At 30.8% G+C, this 17,510-nt stretch carries 17 protein-coding genes; 2 read left to right on the top strand and 15 right to left on the bottom strand.

The annotated features are described in order from the left end of the window. Positions 1-34: 34 nt before the first annotated feature. The 5 genes from XO08_RS04680 to XO08_RS04660 form a co-directional block, all read right to left on the bottom strand. Entirely contained in the window at positions 35-487 is a 453-nt protein-coding gene (locus XO08_RS04680) for a hypothetical protein (RefSeq protein WP_075665876.1), read from the bottom strand. Continuing rightward, a complete protein-coding gene (locus XO08_RS04675; protein ID WP_075665875.1) occupies positions 484-1,122 on the bottom strand; it encodes a hypothetical protein in 639 nt (212 codons plus the stop codon). The genes XO08_RS04680 and XO08_RS04675 overlap by 4 nt, the downstream gene beginning before the upstream one ends. After that, positions 1,115-1,315 carry a helix-turn-helix transcriptional regulator gene (locus XO08_RS04670; RefSeq protein ID WP_075665874.1) on the bottom strand — a complete coding sequence of 67 codons (201 nt, stop codon included), beginning with the start codon at positions 1,313-1,315 and terminating at the stop codon, positions 1,115-1,117. Before XO08_RS04670 ends, XO08_RS04675 begins: the two co-directional genes overlap by 8 nt. Before the next feature lie 88 nt (positions 1,316-1,403). Continuing rightward, positions 1,404-3,728: a homocysteine S-methyltransferase family protein gene (locus XO08_RS04665; protein WP_232218159.1), complete on the bottom strand. Its 2,325-nt coding sequence runs from the start codon at positions 3,726-3,728 to the stop codon at positions 1,404-1,406. Between the two features lie 60 nt (positions 3,729-3,788). Then, complete coding sequence (locus XO08_RS04660) at positions 3,789-5,375, bottom strand: methyl-accepting chemotaxis protein (protein ID WP_232218158.1); 1,587 nt, start codon at positions 5,373-5,375, stop codon at positions 3,789-3,791. A gap of 238 nt (positions 5,376-5,613) precedes the next feature. Here XO08_RS04660 and XO08_RS04655 point away from each other — a divergent pair, with 238 nt between their 5' ends. Both XO08_RS04655 and XO08_RS04650 read left to right on the top strand, forming a co-directional pair. Beyond that, positions 5,614-6,933 carry a hypothetical protein gene (locus XO08_RS04655; RefSeq protein WP_075665872.1) on the top strand — a complete coding sequence of 440 codons (1,320 nt, stop codon included), beginning with the start codon at positions 5,614-5,616 and terminating at the stop codon, positions 6,931-6,933. A 79-nt stretch (positions 6,934-7,012) separates the two neighbouring features. Continuing rightward, positions 7,013-9,454 carry an alpha-amylase family glycosyl hydrolase gene (locus tag XO08_RS04650; RefSeq protein WP_075665871.1) on the top strand — a complete coding sequence of 814 codons (2,442 nt, stop codon included), beginning with the start codon at positions 7,013-7,015 and terminating at the stop codon, positions 9,452-9,454. A 32-nt stretch (positions 9,455-9,486) separates the two neighbouring features. On the opposite strand, the gene XO08_RS04645 is transcribed toward XO08_RS04650, so the two are convergent. From XO08_RS04645 to XO08_RS04600, 10 genes are read right to left on the bottom strand one after another with little or no spacing between them, the layout of a single operon-like run. Continuing rightward, positions 9,487-9,960: a peroxiredoxin gene (locus XO08_RS04645; RefSeq protein ID WP_075665870.1), complete on the bottom strand. Its 474-nt coding sequence runs from the start codon at positions 9,958-9,960 to the stop codon at positions 9,487-9,489. Between the two features lie 10 nt (positions 9,961-9,970). After that, entirely contained in the window at positions 9,971-11,461 is a 1,491-nt protein-coding gene (locus tag XO08_RS04640) for a hypothetical protein (RefSeq protein ID WP_075665869.1), read from the bottom strand. Positions 11,462-11,473: 12 nt separating this feature from the next. Beyond that, the gene (locus XO08_RS04635; RefSeq protein ID WP_075665868.1) at positions 11,474-12,217 is read right to left on the bottom strand and encodes an ABC transporter ATP-binding protein; all 744 of its coding nucleotides are present in this window, start codon (positions 12,215-12,217) and stop codon (positions 11,474-11,476) included. Beyond that, the gene (locus XO08_RS04630) at positions 12,192-12,818 is read right to left on the bottom strand and encodes a hypothetical protein (RefSeq protein ID WP_075665867.1); all 627 of its coding nucleotides are present in this window, start codon (positions 12,816-12,818) and stop codon (positions 12,192-12,194) included. Before XO08_RS04630 ends, XO08_RS04635 begins: the two co-directional genes overlap by 26 nt. Further along, positions 12,815-13,348, bottom strand: a complete 534-nt coding sequence (locus XO08_RS04625; RefSeq protein ID WP_075665866.1) for a transcriptional regulator — start codon at positions 13,346-13,348, stop codon at positions 12,815-12,817. The genes XO08_RS04630 and XO08_RS04625 overlap by 4 nt, the downstream gene beginning before the upstream one ends. 47 nt (positions 13,349-13,395) lie before the next feature. Continuing rightward, a complete protein-coding gene (locus XO08_RS04620; protein ID WP_075665865.1) occupies positions 13,396-13,692 on the bottom strand; it encodes a hypothetical protein in 297 nt (98 codons plus the stop codon). Continuing rightward, complete coding sequence (gene hisS / locus XO08_RS04615; protein WP_075665864.1) at positions 13,692-14,948, bottom strand: histidine--tRNA ligase; 1,257 nt, start codon at positions 14,946-14,948, stop codon at positions 13,692-13,694. Before hisS ends, XO08_RS04620 begins: the two co-directional genes overlap by 1 nt. Then, positions 14,933-15,625: a lipopolysaccharide assembly protein LapB gene (locus tag XO08_RS04610; RefSeq protein ID WP_077287417.1), complete on the bottom strand. Its 693-nt coding sequence runs from the start codon at positions 15,623-15,625 to the stop codon at positions 14,933-14,935. The genes hisS and XO08_RS04610 overlap by 16 nt, the downstream gene beginning before the upstream one ends. After that, positions 15,600-16,430: an HAD family hydrolase gene (locus XO08_RS04605; RefSeq protein WP_232218156.1), complete on the bottom strand. Its 831-nt coding sequence runs from the start codon at positions 16,428-16,430 to the stop codon at positions 15,600-15,602. Before XO08_RS04605 ends, XO08_RS04610 begins: the two co-directional genes overlap by 26 nt. Next, entirely contained in the window at positions 16,427-17,506 is a 1,080-nt protein-coding gene (locus XO08_RS04600) for a glucose-1-phosphate thymidylyltransferase (protein WP_075665861.1), read from the bottom strand. The genes XO08_RS04605 and XO08_RS04600 overlap by 4 nt, the downstream gene beginning before the upstream one ends. Positions 17,507-17,510: the final 4 nt, after the last annotated feature.

Raw genomic sequence — 17,510 nt, 5'->3', positions numbered from 1 at the left:
GGGAATTTCCCCTCATTTTTAATATTTTTCTTTTTTAAAACTCATATTCGCATTCTAATATAGGTATAGGCCTACTAACCTTACTTGCCGCACTTATTGGCAATGAAATATTTTCAGATAACAAAAAATTAATTTTTCCATTATTAAAAGGTATCCCATAGCCTATCCCAGCACCAAAGAGATATAACTGCTTTTGTTGATACGGAAACACAACTATCGTTCGAAAATTAGCTTGTATAAAAAATTGTTTAAAAGGAAAGTATGATATACTAACTTTCGGTGATAATAAAAAATCGTAAAATTCATTCTTTTTATCTTCTACAAACGTCATTCCTATCGAACAACCAATAGATATTTCTTCCAAATTATACTTTACTTCAAAATAAGGAAAAACAGTACCAGTAATCACAACTCCGAGTATATAACTAAATCCATTTGCCAAAATCACTCCACTAAAAAACAACAGCAATAATATATATCTTTTCATATTTTCTCCTCCTTTCTCACAGACTGAACACTCAAAAATAACAAAACAGTTCCAAGTAAAGAATATACAAGTACTTTCCCTACATTTAAAGTACCTCTAAAGATATAAAAACTAAATACTAAAAAATATCCAAAGAACATTACACCGCCAACCCATCTGTAGTATATTGAAACCCATGTAGAAATTAATATTAACAAAGGCACAACACACTCAAACAAACTCTCTTTTGTAAAACCATGAGATAACAGTATAAAAATTGATAACATTATAAACAGTGTATATCCGGTAACTTTTATCACTCTTTTTCTTCTATAAAAATATCCTATATACAATAGGCTTCTCAAAAGTAAAGGAAACAATATGTAAAAATAATAAATATCCCTTGTTGGAAATAATCCCAACAACAAAAATGTCACAGACATACAAATAACAATATATAACACAATATTAGACGTTTTATACCTTACCAACCTTTCGAATTCATCAACCTCTTTAGAAAACATATCTTTATATAACTCAAAAAATATAGGTAAAAGATAAAAAATAGAAAACCATCTGTTAATTGAAATCATAAATGTGATTATAAAGAGCAATACTATTTCAAAAAAAGACAAAATTTTTCTAATTTTAATCACCTTCTTCTAAAATAAATACCTCTTCAACTTGACAATTAAACACTCTAGCTATTTTCAACGCAAGTAATACCGATGGCACATATTTTCCTCTTTCTATATAATTTATAGTTTGCCTTGAAACTCCTACTTTTTTTGCAAGTTCTTCTTGGGTTATATTATTTAAAGCCCTAAAAAACTTTATCTTATTTTTCATTACACTTTACCTCCAATAATTATTGTAAAATATATTTTACATTTTGTCAAGTATAATTGACAAAAACAACTTGTTGGTACAATGCTTTTTAAAGTTTTTCATTTATTATATCCTTTATTTTATTTAAGGCATCTATTGCATTTTTTCCATAAATAACTCCAAACTCTTTTGCTATCTCCTCGTTCATAGAAGCTCCTCCTGCAATTATTGGGATATTAATTTTCTCTTTTTCAAGTAATTCTTTTACTTCTTTTATCTTTTTAATTGTAGTAGTCATCATAGTGGAAAGCCCCAATATATCAGGTGTGTATTCTTTAACCTTTTTCAAAATAACATCTGACGGTACATTTTCGCCTAAATCTATTACATGAAACCCCACACTCTTTAAAACAACTTTAACTATCTTTTTTCCTATATCATGTACATCTCCCTCAACAGTTGCAAGTAATACCGTCTTTCCTTTCTCCTCATTTGGAATCAAACTATTTAAATAATCAAAAATAGGAACAATCGTTTCCATAGATATCATAAATTGCGGTAAAAAAATTTTTCCATTTGAATATAAATCACCTATACGTGTTATTGCTTTTGATAATATATCTTGCATTATTTGAAAAGGTGTATATGTTTTAAGAAGTTTATCTATTTCTTTCCTTAAACCTTCTTCATCATTTTTTAAAATCATCTCTACTATGGGATCCTCTTTTATTTCTAATTTTTCAAGTTTTATTCCTCTTAAAAAAAGATTGCCATACACCACGTTCATAGTACATGATTCAGATGTGTTTAATATCGCCGCATTTAACCCTTTTTCCATTGCAAGTGAAAGAAACGCAGAATTAACCGCTTCTCTCTTTAAAATCCCAAAACTCAAATTAGAAAGTCCTATACTTGTCAATATTCCTCTTTTAGCTAAAAGTTTTATTGTCTTTAACGTAATATTTGGGTTATTTCCTGTACTTAGTGGCAACACTAATGGATCTACAAAAATTCTTTCTTTTGGAATACCATTTTTTTCCAAATAAGATATAGCTTCCAAAGAAATATTAAACCTTTCTTCTGCACTTTGTGGTATTTTATCCTTCATTGCAAGAAGAATTAACATCCCACCATATCTTTTTAAAAGATATATTGCCTTATCTAAACTTTCTAAATCCGCTTTAGCCGAATTTACAATAGGTCTTCCCACATATTCTTTTAGTGCAACTTTCATAAACTCAAATTCTTGTATATCCAAAGACAACGGTAGAGCCCCTATTTTATCAAGAACAAGTACCACCTTTTTAAAGTGGTCTCTACTTAAGAGTTTTTCAATTCCCAAGTTAACATCTAAAACATGTGCGCCATCTTGCTCTTGAAGTCTAGCAAGTTTTACAACCCTTTCAAAATTTTTCACTTTTATATTTTCTTGAAATTTTTTCCTTCCAAAAGCATTAATTTTTTCACCTATAACTAAAAAGGGGGATACTTTCCTTAACCTTGTTCTATTTGAAATATACTGTGACAACACCATTCTTCTTTTCTTTGGACTTTTCCTTCCAACAAAATTTATCATGTACCTTATATGCTCAGGCGATGTTCCACAACACCCACCTACAATATTTGCACCAAACTCAACAAATTCCACCATATAACGTGCAAATTCTCCAGGGGTCACTTGGTAAATCAACTCTTTATTTTTTAATTTTGGCTTTCCTGCATTTGGCTCAACACTTAAAGGTTTCTGCGAAAAACTTGCAAGTTTTTTAAAAACAAAAAGCAATTTTACCGGATCTAATGTACAATTTACTCCAATCACATCTACATCTAAATCGTTTAAAAGTGTTGCAAATATCTCAACACTCGTCCCCGTAATTGAAACACCATTTTCCTCAAAACTCATCTGTGCAATTATTGGCACATCATTAGAAAGGTCTCTTAGGGCAAACACAGCTGCTTTCAATTCCTTTAAATCGGTCATAGTTTCAATTATAAATCCATCTACACCGGAGTTTAAAAGTATTTCTCCCTGCTCTTTAAAAACACTGTAGACTTCATCAAAGGTTGTTTTTCCAAAAGGCTCTATTAACACCCCAGTAGATGAAATATCACCTAAGACATATACATTGTCTCCTGCAGCTTTTTTTGCTATTTTCACTGCACTGTGATTTATATCTCTTAAATCATATCTGACACCTAAAGATTTTAATTTAAACCTATTTGCACTAAATGTATTTGTAAGAAGAAAATCAACACCTGCTTCTACATATGACTTTTGAAGGTCATATATCTTTTCTTGAGAAACTATATTCAAAATTTCCACAGGCCCTTTAAAGCCCTTTTTAAAAAATTCCGTGCCATATGCTCCATCAAGAAATAAAACTCTTTGATTCAAAAGTTCTAAAAAACTATTTCTATTCAAAATGGCTACCATCCCCCTTATTTAAAACTATTCTACCACCAAAAAAACAGGGAAGGTAAAACCTTCCCTGTATTACAATTTAAAGTATTCAATTTTTCTTTGAAGATGTTGCGCAATCGATGCTAATGACTGTATCGACGCACTCATTTCTTCTACTGCACCATTTGATTCTTGCAACGCGGCATTTGCATCTTCAGTTACTTCTGCGGTAGTACTTAACAGTGTATTTAATCTAGTAACTGCAGCTGACATCTCTTCTATACCTGTACTTTGTTCTTGTGTATTAGATGCAACAATATCAACTTTTTCACGTACTTCTTTCAACATCTCTTTTATACTTTCAAATATATGCATTATTTTTTCTGAAGATACGGCAACATCATTTATAGAATGTGTTGTTTTTTCAACAAAATCAGAAGAATTTACTATTCCCGTACTTATACTCTCTAATATCTGAACAATCTGTTGTGTTGCATTTTTGCTCTCTTCCGCAAGTTTTCTTATCTCATCTGCAACTATTGCAAAGCCTTTACCCGCTTCACCGGCACGTGCAGCCTCTATTGCAGCATTTAATGCAAGTAAATTTGTCTGCTCTGATATAGCATTTATTGTGTTTACTATAGTATTTATATTGCCCGCCATTTGTAGTAGTTTTTCTAAACTTCTTTTTGTTATATCGCTAAGCTCCTTTGTATTTTTTATTTTATCTACAATTTCGCTTACTTTTTTTGTACTTTTATCTGATAAATTATGCAATTCATTTGTTTTTTCAAGCATATCCTGTGCTGCTTTTGCGTTGACATCTGCAGATGCTGCAAATTCCTCAATACTTGCAGTTATTTCCTGAAGAGCTGCAGAATTATCTTGAGCTTCCTTACTTAACTTATCAATACCCTCAGAAACACTATTTAAGTTCGTAGATATTTCTTCTGACACAGCTGATAACTCTTCACTATTTGCACTCAACTCACTAGATGAATTATTTATTCCCTCTATAACATCAAATAACTTTTCCCTTAGCTTTTCAACAGATTGAGCCATACGTCCTATTTCATCTTTACTCTTTATTTTTTCTATTTCAACATTTAAAACACCATTACTTAAATTTTCAACAAGCACAGATGCTTTTTTTAAAGGAGTTATCAACCCCCTTGTTATTAACAAAACAATTATTATAACTATACTACCTACAACCACTAAAACAAAAATTGTACTTAGAATTAAATTCTTCATCGCATTTGATGTATTCTCTTTTAGTAAATCCACTAGCTCAAGTAGTAATTTTCGAACTTGAAACTGAATGTGCACAAAGTTTTGAAAAGTTTTTTGATCAATATTTTGGATATCTATATTTTTAACACTTTCTATCAATTTTTTTAATGATATAATACTACTTTCAAAAAGCTCTCTTTGCCTATTATTAAAATTTCCTCTCACTTTTTCCATTTCTTCTAATTTTCTTTCAAAATGTTCTATAGTATCTTTTAATAAGTTAAAATCTTTAGTTTGCACCGCTACAAGAAAATCATTTTCGTAAATTCCAAGCTCAACTATTTGACTATTAACAGTAAAGGTAACTTTTTCTCTCATGTAAATCTTATCCACGTTAAACCAAAATATAAATCCAAATATAACCATACCAGCAAAAACAACGCCCACAATGAAAAACATCTTGGATGATATACTTCTAATAAAAATCCCTCCTTTAAATTTTAAGACATTCAAACAAACTCTGTAAATTATTATAAACATCTAATTTATATCATTTCAACTCATATTTACGTTAATATCCTTTTAAACGATTTATACAAAATCAAAATTTAAATCAAAAAAACGAAACTTTAATATAAAAATGTTATAATTTAGAAGGTGTCTAAAGTCAAAGGAGGTGGTACATATGAAAAAATTTCTAGTTATAATATCTTTATTATTCATATTATTTGGATGTGTTAACTTCAACGAAATTCCAACAAATTCAGAAATTTCAAATTTATCGAGTGATGAAACATCCTACATTGCTTCCGTGGTCATTGACGATGAAACCCAAAACTTTATTGCAGAGCTTTCAGAAATCATTGCCCCAAAATCAACAACAGAAATGCATACCTTTTCAACTGAAGAAGAGCAAATGGAAGACATAATAGAGAACATATTAGAACTTATTGAAGAACATCCGAATTTGATCGAAAAATTTAAGAAGATATTAGAAACAACAAATAAAATTAGAGAAAAAGAGGACAGATTAGATTTCAAAGTCGTGTTTAAAAAAGAGGCAAGGGAAAAGATTTTGAATGCATTTAACATTGAAACAGACAAAGAAATAGCTATGGATTACAGAGATGTCGTTATACTACACACCTTTACAACATACATTGTAAAAACATATGAAAAAAGAGAAAGGATAAGAAATTATGTAAAAAGTGTAAAAAATGCAAAAATGGGAAAAATTGATACATTTTTGACATCCCAAGCAAGTAACCTTATCTCAAATACTTCATTTGCAGAACCAAACACACAGGAATTTTGGACAACGCTAAAAGATTTGGGATATCAACTTTCCGAAATATCGGAAGATAAAGACATTCTTGATATGAAAGATTTATTTACAGAAACACTGTTTAAAATTCCTGGAATAAAAGAGGAAATAAAAATTGCCAAAACCATATTAGACAGTGCTATTGAGCTGTACAATTTTGAAAAAACAAAGACAAACGAAAAGGGATGGACAAATTGGTACAGTTTTTTTGAACTCTTTGCATTAAAATTTGGTGCAACGGAAGACTCTGATATACGCATTGGAAAAGAACTAGATGAAAAAATAGATACGGAAAACACAGACATAAAAATAAATGGAACACAGATTAATAATAAGGCATATATTGACATATTAAAAGAACTAAATCATTCGCTAGATTCAAAACTTGTAATAGAAGCAAGTCAAACCACATTTTCTGCAACACTTACAATAGATTTCAAAAATCTACCTGATCCAATTGATTTAAGGGATAACAACCTTGGAATCAAAAAAAGCTTCTTTGACAGTCTTTTGGAACAAAAAATATGGAACTACTGGGGAACAGAAGAATCTTTATATATATTACTAAATTCACTATTAAATAATACAACATTTACAACTTTCAGCGACGAAAGTATACAAATAACAATCAAAGGGTTAAATAACGCTTTGAAAATAGATGCAATATTAAAGCTATACTAACAAATTCCAAACTCCCCTTCAATTCGAAGGGGAGTTTTGTTATAATTATTTGGAACCGATACCACAAAGGAGGGTTTATATGAAAAAAGTTATCTTTTCTGTTTTGATAGTACTACTTCTTCTTTTTTCGTGTACCACTCCCTTAAAAATGTCTTTGAGTATATCATTAAAAGGGGCAATAGAAAGTGCTCCGAAGATCTCCGCGCAAAGTTTTGAAAAAGACGTAAAAATAGAAAAATACACACTAAAGATATTCCAAGGCTCAAAATTAGTGTTAAAAAGGGATCTAAAGGACTCTCTTTTTACAAACCTAGAAGGACTTACCCCGGGTAAATACAAAATAAGGGTAGAAGGATACAACAAAGCACTTGTAGCTTACGGTGAAAAAGAAACCACCCTTTCATACGGTGAAAACAAAATAACTATACAAACTATTTTCACAAACGGCACTTTGGTTATTACTTTAAAGGCAAAAGGTACAGAAATCAAAGAATCGACAATTAAAGGTACATTAACTGCATCGCCTGTACATAACTTTATAGAAAACAACATATCTTTTGAAAAAGAGGTTTATCCGGGGGTCTGGGAAATAAGTATTAATGCAACTACAACTCAAGAAAAAAACGTAAAAATTAACACCATAGCTCAAGTATTTCCCGCATCAAAAACCACATTAAATTTTGAAATAAAAGAAGAAAATATAGTTCTAGAACCTATTCTTCCATACCTTGAAGAAATAAAAGATGCAACAGCAGAAATAACAAATAACGGTATTAAGCTTTCTTGGAAATACACCCTTCCAGCAACCTTTTACATATACAAAGGTTCAAATGAACTTGACATAGACTTTCTTGGGAAAACAACAAACACAGAATTTGTCGATACAAATCCAACAAAAGAAAAATACATCTATTACATAAATGCCATCTATGATGGAAAGGAAAGTGGTCTAACAAAAATAGACGCAAAAGAATTACTTAATGAAATATTCTCTTCAAATATTATGTACCTTTTGTTTGTAAGATCATTCTTTGATGGAAATAACGATGGAATAGGTGACCTACAGGGAATAACACGAAAAATAGATTACCTAAAAAAACTTGGAATAAGCACCATATGGCTTATGCCTATATTTAAATCTACATCATACCACGGATATGATGTGGTAGATTACTACAAAATAAACCCAGAATATGGTAATATTAATGATTTTATCGAACTTTTAAAGAAAGCACATGAAAATAATATAAAAATAATACTTGATATTCCACTAAATCACTCTTCAGACAAAAACCCATGGTTTTTAGATGCCATAGAAAATACGACAAACTCAAAATATTGGAACTATTATATTATGAGTCTTGAAGAAAAGAATCTTCCCCACTGGCATTACAAAGTAAATTCAAAGGGTAAAAAAATTTATTACTTTGGAATATTTGGGCCGTCCATGCCAGATTTTAACCTTGATAATCCAGAAGTCAAAGAATTACACAGGGATATTTTAAATTACTGGATTTTACAAGGTGTAGATGGGTTTAGATTTGACGCCGTAAAACATTTCTATGGAAATGATTGGGATGATGGAATAGAAAAATCCACCGAGTACTCCAAAGAACTTGCAAGGTATGTAAAATCGATAAAAGAAGATATAATTGTTGTAGGTGAAGCATACGATGGAAATATAGATATCTTAAAAAAATTTGCACCTATGCCCGTCTTTGATTTTAATTTTATGTTTAACACAAGGGAAAATTACGAAGGCAAAGACAACTTAATTTCCACCTGGTACAAAGACGTAGACTACGAAGGGATCTTTCCAAATTATTTTCCGTTTTTAGATAACCATGACCTTAATAGATTTATCTCGGTTCTATGCGATGAAAAATATCATAATAATTCATATGGAACTTCACAATATGCAGTTCTAAATACTTTATTGGTATTTTTAGAAGGTCTTCCAACTATATATTACGGTAATGAAATAGGACTTAAAGGATTTAAATGGAATGGACCTGTGTATGATGAACCTGTTAGAGAACCCATGCAGTGGTATGCTTCACAATCTGGCGAAGGACAAACAAATTGGACTAAAAAAATATATCAATTAAAAAACATAACATTTGGAAATGCAAATCTAGATGGAGCTATATACGATGATCCATACGATGGCGTTTCGGTGGAAGAAGAAGAAGAAAATGAAAAATCATTACTAAATTATTTCAAAACTATATTCAATCTAAAAAAAGACTACTATGCACTTTCGCATGGAAATGTAAATATCGAAAAAAATTGGAAAAACCTTATTGTACTGAAAAAGTCGTATTTCAACCAAGAAGCCTTAGTACTTATCAACCCCGATCCCATTTATCAAAACAAATTTACAATTCCAAAGGGATATACCCGCATACTATACGCCGATTTAAATAATTTTACATGGGATACACAAAAGACATACATTGACACAGACGTTGAATATACAATTAATCCAAGACAAGTTTACATCTTCATACTCAACCATTGACAATTAAAAAAGTGCGCAAATGCGCACTTTTTTTATCTTTCAATTAATTCTCTTAACTTTTCAAGTACCTCTTTTGCATGTCCTTTTGCCTTTACTTTCTCCCACACATATTCTATTTTTCCATCTGGATCAACTAATACAGTAGTTCTTACAACCCCGTAATACTCTCTTCCGTACATCTTTTTCAACTGCCAAACTCCCAACTTTTCCAGTACAGCTTTATTTTCATCACTTAAAAACTTTACTTTTAAGTTATGTTTTGCTATGAATTTTTTATGACTTTCAACTTTATCTGGACTTACACCTATTACTTCTGCATTTAATTTTTTGAATTCGTCTATAAGCCCTGAAAATTCCAATGCTTCTGTTGTGCAACCTTTGGTATTATCCTTTGGATAAAAATACAAAACAACCCATTTTCCCTTTGGAAGTTTTACTTTCTTACCTTCAAGATTTGTAAACTCTACATCTAAGATGTCACCTATGTCAAATTTAAAATACTTCATATCTATCACCTCACAATTTTTGATAGATAAGCTTTTTTAATCTTTTAATATACACAAATGAAAGTAATACACTAAACACAATTGAAGATATAAATATCAAATATAACCACCACGGTGCACTTTCACTTCTAATTATAACAAAATATGGCATAATAATTCCAAAAGCCAGGCCCATAGTTATTGTTTCTATTATAAAAGTTGCGGAAACTGTAAATATCCTATTCATATTATTTGACTTAACGTTAGGTGATTTTATAGCATAATATGCTCCCAAAACTCCGCTCATAAAGAATAAAATTAAAGAAAATATAAGTATTAAAAAGATAAAAATACTAAAAGGTGCAAAAAATAAGGAAATAAAAAACACCAATAAAAGTATGAGAAAATTCAATCCTAAAGGAAGTACAATTTTTGGCATCATAAGTGTTGAAAAACGTATGGGATACATTGAACTAACCTCTATTTTTGATACCTCAGAAAACGTTAATATGCCTGTTTCAAGCGCAATATAAAATGTAAAAATTGGAATAGTATAAAATATTGAATGTAAAAAATCGCTTCTGTTTATAAACATCATAAATATCCCAAAACCCAATGGATAAAGTATAAAATACAAAAACTGTTCATATCTTAAAGCAGCCTTCATATCTTTTTTGAAAACCGCTTTTATTGGAGAACCTGCACTAGATATTTTATACCCCCTCTTTCTCTTTGACTGAACAGGTTCAAACCCAACTTTCCTAGATATACCAACAAATGAAAATGTAAGCAAAACGGTAGAAACAAGTGAATAAAAAAATGTTTTTTCAGAAATAAAACTCCACGCAAGGAAATTGTATTCTTTTGAGGAAAAAATAAACAATTTTGCCATATTTTGAAGTTTTGAAACATCTACATCCATCATTGCAATTATAAAAAAGTAGAAAAACATAGATAAAAGTAACACTATCATGTAAAACCTTCTTGTGAAAGATTTTGAAGTTTTTCCACCTATCAATACAGCAACTACAGAAGAAAAAACAATCAAAAAGAAAATATGTAAAATTATCTGCAAAATTCCCAATAATATATTCTGCTTTACGGATATAATGTAAGATAGGGAAACAAACACAAAAAATGAAAGAGTATATAACTGCGACAATGTTGCAGAAAATATTTGAAAAGCAGTTAACACAGTCCTTGAAATAGGCATAGTTAGTAATAATTCCATTTCATCGTTTCTTGAAAGTGAATACATGGCAAGCCCGATAAATCCCACCACAAAAAACAAAGAAAGTATGGAATTCCACATTAAAAACATATACTTTGCAGCCATTTGATCTACTTTGTACAATTCCACAAAGATTTTTTTTGAAAAGAAAAATACCATTACTCCTAATGGAATAGCACCCATCATATATGCCAACAATTGCCTGAGAAAATTACCTTTAACCGATGATTTTTTCTTCCCGTATAAATGGGGATTACTCAGATATTTGAGTAATATAACAAATTCTCTCATATAACCACCCCCTTAAAGTGAATCCACAATATTTTTTATATCTTCTTCTTGTGCAGTTAACTCCAAAAAGAGGTCTTCAAGCGATTTGTTTTCTCCTTGTTTTAAAGTTTCAATATCCCCCTGTGCTATTATCTCTCCTTTATTTATAATAGCTATTTCATCACACATCTTCTCTGCTATCTCTAATATATGAGTTGTTAGAAAAATTGTAACTCCTTGATTTGCATATTTTCTCAAAAGCTCTTTTAAAATCTTTGCACTCTTTGCATCTAATCCTACAGTTGGTTCATCTAAAAATATAACTTCTGGCTTTCTCATCAAAACGCTTATTACCATCAATTTTTGTTTCATACCATGCGACATATCGGAAATTTGCTTGTCAAGATAATCAACCCCAAATGCCTCGGATAGTTCTTCTATCCTCTTTTTAACTTCCTTAGTATTTTGCCTGTAAATGTCCATTATAAACTCTAGATATTCATATCCCCTCAAATGATCGTAAATTCTAGGTTCATCTGGTACAACTCCTATTCTTCTTTTTATCTCTAATTCATGTGTTTTCATATCAAGCCCAAAAATTTCCACTTTACCACTTGTAGGTCTTAAAGACCCAGTTAACATGCGAATTGTTGTTGTTTTTCCCGCACCATTTGGACCCAAAAATCCAAAAATTTTTCCCTTTTCAATATACAAATCAATACCATTTACCGCAACAAAATTCCCAAATTTTCTAGTTAACTTTTCCGCTTTTATCATCCAACCACCCCCTAATGACTTTCGACATTTTTTCACAAAATTCGTATAGATTTGGCTCACCTAACGCTCTATGAGTATTTCTCGTTATTCTAAACACCATTTTATCATTCAAAACATTAACTATTATTCCCCTTCCATTTATTATTACTCTTTTCCCAAAATCACCAAAAATCACCACGGGCTTTCTAGAATAACCACCTTTTTTACATTTATTTGCTATATTTTCAGCCTCACTTGAAACGTAAATCCAATTGTACATTGGTATTAACTTCATACGAATAAATTGAATTAAAACAAAAAAGGATGAAACCCAAATGTATTTAGGAAACAGAAAACAGATAATAATTGCCAAATTTAGAATAAAACTAACAAATGTTATTCTATACGTAAAAAAGTAAAATATGTTAAATACTAATCCAAATACAATTACAAAGTAAAAAACATAAGAAGAAAAATTAACACTTAAAAAAAGGATTAAAATTAAAATAAAGAAATTCCAATAATCATATCTTAATAATTTGCTTTTCTCTCCACCAAAATATTTGAACAGCACATACCTTAAAATAAAATAAAAAATCACAAAAAACAATATTATATTCACTTTACCACCTCTACAATATCCATTAAAACAAGGTTATTAATTGCAAATAAAATATCAAATTCCGGAAAGTTTAACTTTTCAACAATTTTAGAAATTAAAATTCCCGTACTATCTATTGGAGGTACTAAAAATAACACCCTTCCTTCTACATCAGAAAGCTTTATAATTTTCCCATTTTTAACAACACCGTTTATAGTCTCTTTCTTTAAGTCATAGTTATACCTTGCCTTACTTTCTCTTTCACGTATCTTTTTTGATTTTAATTCAAAGACTTTTAAAATCTCGTCAAAATCTATTGTTACCTTACCGCCACAATATCTATATTTTTTTGAAGGTCTTCCTATTTTTCTTTCAACTTTTGAGGATACGATTCCAAATTTTTCCAATATCTCTAAATATCTTTGAACCGTAAACGTATGGAATCCCAATTCCTTTGCAATAGAACTTGGGTTTTTGTTGGAATGATCTTTCAAAAAATTTAAAACTTCAAAAAGCTGTGGTGAAGACAAAATTTTTAAAAGTTCATTCATTTTCTCACCTTTTTTTCATTTCTATTGAAATTATAAATCATATGAAATTAAAAGTCAAGATTTTCAAAATAAAATACCTTCACTTTTATGTTATTTTCCATATCAAATTCGACAAATTTGATTTCATTTTCAATTTTCACCCCATTTTCTGATACATAAACATAAGATAATTGAGGATGTAGACTAGGTAGGGAAATTAGAAATAAATCCTCGGCATGAAGTTTGGAAAGTTCTATTTGCAAGATTTTATTGTACATTGCCCTTTGGCTTTCTATGGTAAAAAAAATAGCAGTTACAGCTATAAGTGTAACAACTATAGCTATAACTGCTTCGATATAACTCACTACTTTTCAATCCACTCTTTTGTGGTTCCAACTATGTAGTCTCTTTCTATCTCTATTTGCTCACCTGTTTCCATATTCCTTAAAATAACAATATTTCTCTCCAATTCATTCTCACCAACAATTATACAAAGTTTACACTTTAATCTTGCAGCATGTTTTAATTGCGCGCTCAATCCCCTTTCCATGGTGTTAAATACAACCGAAATATCACTATCTCTTAGTTCCTCAGATATCTTTATTGCTTCAACTCTTGCTCTTTCCCCAAGGTGAGCTACATACACTTCGTTATTTTTTACATCATCTACTGGTATATTTTCTTCCTTTATCGCTATTATTAATCTTTCAATCCCCATTGCAAATCCCAAAGATGGGGTTTTTGGACCACCTAATTCCTTTATCAGATTATCGTATCTACCCCCACCACCTACTGCACTTTGAGCTCCAAGTTTTCCGTGATGTATTTCAAATACCACTCTATTGTAGTAATCAAGACCTCTTACAAGTAATGGATCTTCTTCATATTTTATTTCCAAATCATCTAAAATCTCTTTAGTTTCAAGATAGTGACTTTTACAATCATCACATAAATAATCCGTTATCTTTGGTGCCCCTTTTACATATTCAACGTCTACTTTACAATCAAGAAGCCTTAATACATTTGTTTCATACCGTCTTTTGCAATCATCACAAACTTTATCCAACTTATTCTCATAATATTTCTTAAGTGCTTTTTTATATTCACCCCTACATTTCTCACAACCAATTGAATTTATCTTTATAGTATAATCTACTAATCCCAAATTTTTTAGAAATCGGTCTGCAAGCACAATAGCTTCTGCATCTGCAAGGGATGAAGGAGAACCTATAAGTTCTACCCCAAATTGATGAAATTGCCTCTGTCTTCCAGATTGTGGCCTTTCGTATCTAAACATAGGACCAATGTAGAATAACCTTTTTGGAAGACCTGTTGCCAACATCGAATTTTCAACAAATGCCCTTATAGTAGGTGCTGTTCCTTCCGGTCTAAGGGTAATACTCCTATTTCCCTTATCTTCAAATGTGTACATCTCCTTTTGTACAATATCTGTATCTTCCCCTACACCCCTTACAAAAAGTTCCGTCCTCTCAAATATAGGTGTTCTAATTTCGGAATATCCATACAACCTTGCCGTTTCCCTTGCAACGTCTTCTACAAAGTACCAATATTTCATATCCTCTCCATAAATATCGTCTGTTCCTTTTACCCGCTTGTACACTTTCTTTCCACCTCCAACAACCTTTCACTTGCCTCTCTTTTTGCCTCTTCATTTATATAACTCCAAATTTCAAGCCCATTTAACTTCAATGCTTTCTCATACATCTCTTTTGCGCGTTTACAATCATGTACCTTTTCGTAATATTTTCCCAATTCAACATACGTATATATATGATTTTTATTCAGTTGCAGCGCTTTTAAGAGGTGATCTTTTGCAACATTTAAATCACCAAATGGTGTTTCAAGGTGAAGTATTCCATATAAAAGATGGGCAAGATATTGATCTTGCCCGTATTCCACGGCTTTTTTTGCAAAATCAAACACTTTTTTATAGTAAATCAACGCTAAAAAATAATTTTTTTGAACGTAGTGTCCATATACTAAAGCCGCTGCATAGTATACTTTCCAGTAGTTTGTCTCTAAAAGTGCATCTACGTATTTTTTTGCTAAATCTTGGTATCTTTTTACATCTCCATGTCCCCAAAAATACAAGTCGGTACATGCTAGTATTACCTCACACTTAAAATCAATTTGGAGAGCATCATAATCTATTGAATTTAAAATCTTTAAAACCTCTTGTTGTTCTCGCTTTCCAACTGCAAGCTGTAAATCATATATAGTATACGAAAAAACATTCACAAGAAAAAAAACACTAAAGAACAAACTTTTCCACCGCAAAACCTACTCCTCCATCGTTATTAGAAAGCGTAATAAACTTTGCTACCTTCTTAACTTCTTCAACTGCATTTTCCATTGCAACTGGAAAACCCACTAATTTCATAATACCAATATCGTTATAATTATCACCTAAGAACATTGTTTCATTTTCCGAGACTTTAAAATAATTAAGCAAAAATCTTAACGCATTCTCTTTAGATGCCCCTTTGCCGAAAAATTCAAAAAACGCCCAACCATCCACCACGTTATTCTTTATAGCACTAAATTGACCTGTATATTTTTTACCAACAAATTCTATTATCCTTCTAATTTTTGCTTCATTTCCCATAAGTACTACTTCTGCAACTTTGTCTTTTGTTATAAATTTAATTACATCATCAACTTTGTTAATCCGCCAACTATTTTGTTCTAAATATTTTACATATCCACCTTTATGTTCTTTGTCCATATACATATCTTTTTCATCTAGAAAATCTGAAAAGAGAATGTAATCTACTTTCTCTTTTCTGGCATAATCTATTAATTCTTTTGCAATTTTAGATGGCAAGGGAGATTCATACAATACTTTATTTTCAAATGGCATATAAATGAACGCCCCATTTTGAAATACAACTGGCACATCCAATCCCAACTCTTCCACATATCTTTTTGCAGAATAATAATTTCTTCCAGTTGCAATACTAATGTGAATTCCCTTCTCCATAGCCCTTTTTAACGCAATTATATTCCGCTCTGGTACGTGTTTTTCATCATTTAAAAGTGTTCCATCTAAATCCGTTAAGATAAGCTTAATCAAAAATATCACCTCACTATTTCCACTTTTCCCATGTCTCCAATTACAAACTTCATTGCCTTTGGTTTTCTTTCATTGTTAACAATTTGTACGTTTTTACCTATTAAAGAAGAATCTATGGGATATGGCAAGTTGAGCAATTTTACATGATCCATTAAAATACTATTTTCAAGTTCACAATTTTCAACTAAAACGTTATCCCCAATAGAGGTATAAGGACCAATATAGGAATCCTTAATAACACAATTTGCCCCTATAACAACAGGTCCCCTTATAGTAGAATTAATTATTTCACTATTTTCCCCAATATACACCCTACCTTGTATATCCGACAAAGTATCCACAATTCCTTTGTTTTCCAACTTAAAATGGTTATCATCCAATATCTTTCTATTTGCTTCTATCAAATCTTCGGGTTTTCCCGTATCTTTCCACCAACCATAGACAACATGTCCTTTTACATTGTATCCCTTCTCTATCAAATATCCTATTGCATCTGTAATTTCAAGTTCTCCTCTCCATGAAGGTTTTATGTTATCTATTCCTTCAAATATTGTACTCCTAAACAAATACATTCCAATAATTGCAAGATTTGAAATAGGGTCTTTTGGTTTTTCCACGACCTTTACTATCTTTTCTCCTTTTACAACTGCAACACCAAACCTTGAAGGATCTTTTACAGGAGAAAGTAATATAGAAGCTTTCAGTTCCTCTTCTTTTCTAAATTCATTTACAAATTTTGAGATATCATCTAATATAAGGTTATCACCCAAATACATTAAAAAATCGTCATTTCCAATAAAATCCCTTGCAATAGAGACGGCATGCGCTAGACCTTTTGGTTCATTTTGCAATATGTATTCTATACTTAACCCAAATTTTTCTCCATCTCCCAAAAAATTTTTAAAATCGTTTATGTTTTCATTGTTTACAATAAGACCAACTTGATCAATCCCAATACTCTTTATTTTTTCCAAGCTATAGTAAATAACCGGTTTATTTGCAATGGGAATAAGATGTTTGGCTATTGTAAAAGTTAAAGGTCTTAGTCTTGTACCCTTTCCAGCACAAAGTATAATCGCTTTCATTTTA

The sequence above is a fragment of the Thermosipho sp. 1074 genome, from assembly GCF_001999655.1.
In the GTDB taxonomy this organism is placed as follows: domain Bacteria; phylum Thermotogota; class Thermotogae; order Thermotogales; family Fervidobacteriaceae; genus Thermosipho; species Thermosipho affectus.
The sequence above is the reverse complement of the archived record's forward strand: the minus strand, read 5'-3'. Positions and strand labels throughout refer to the sequence as shown.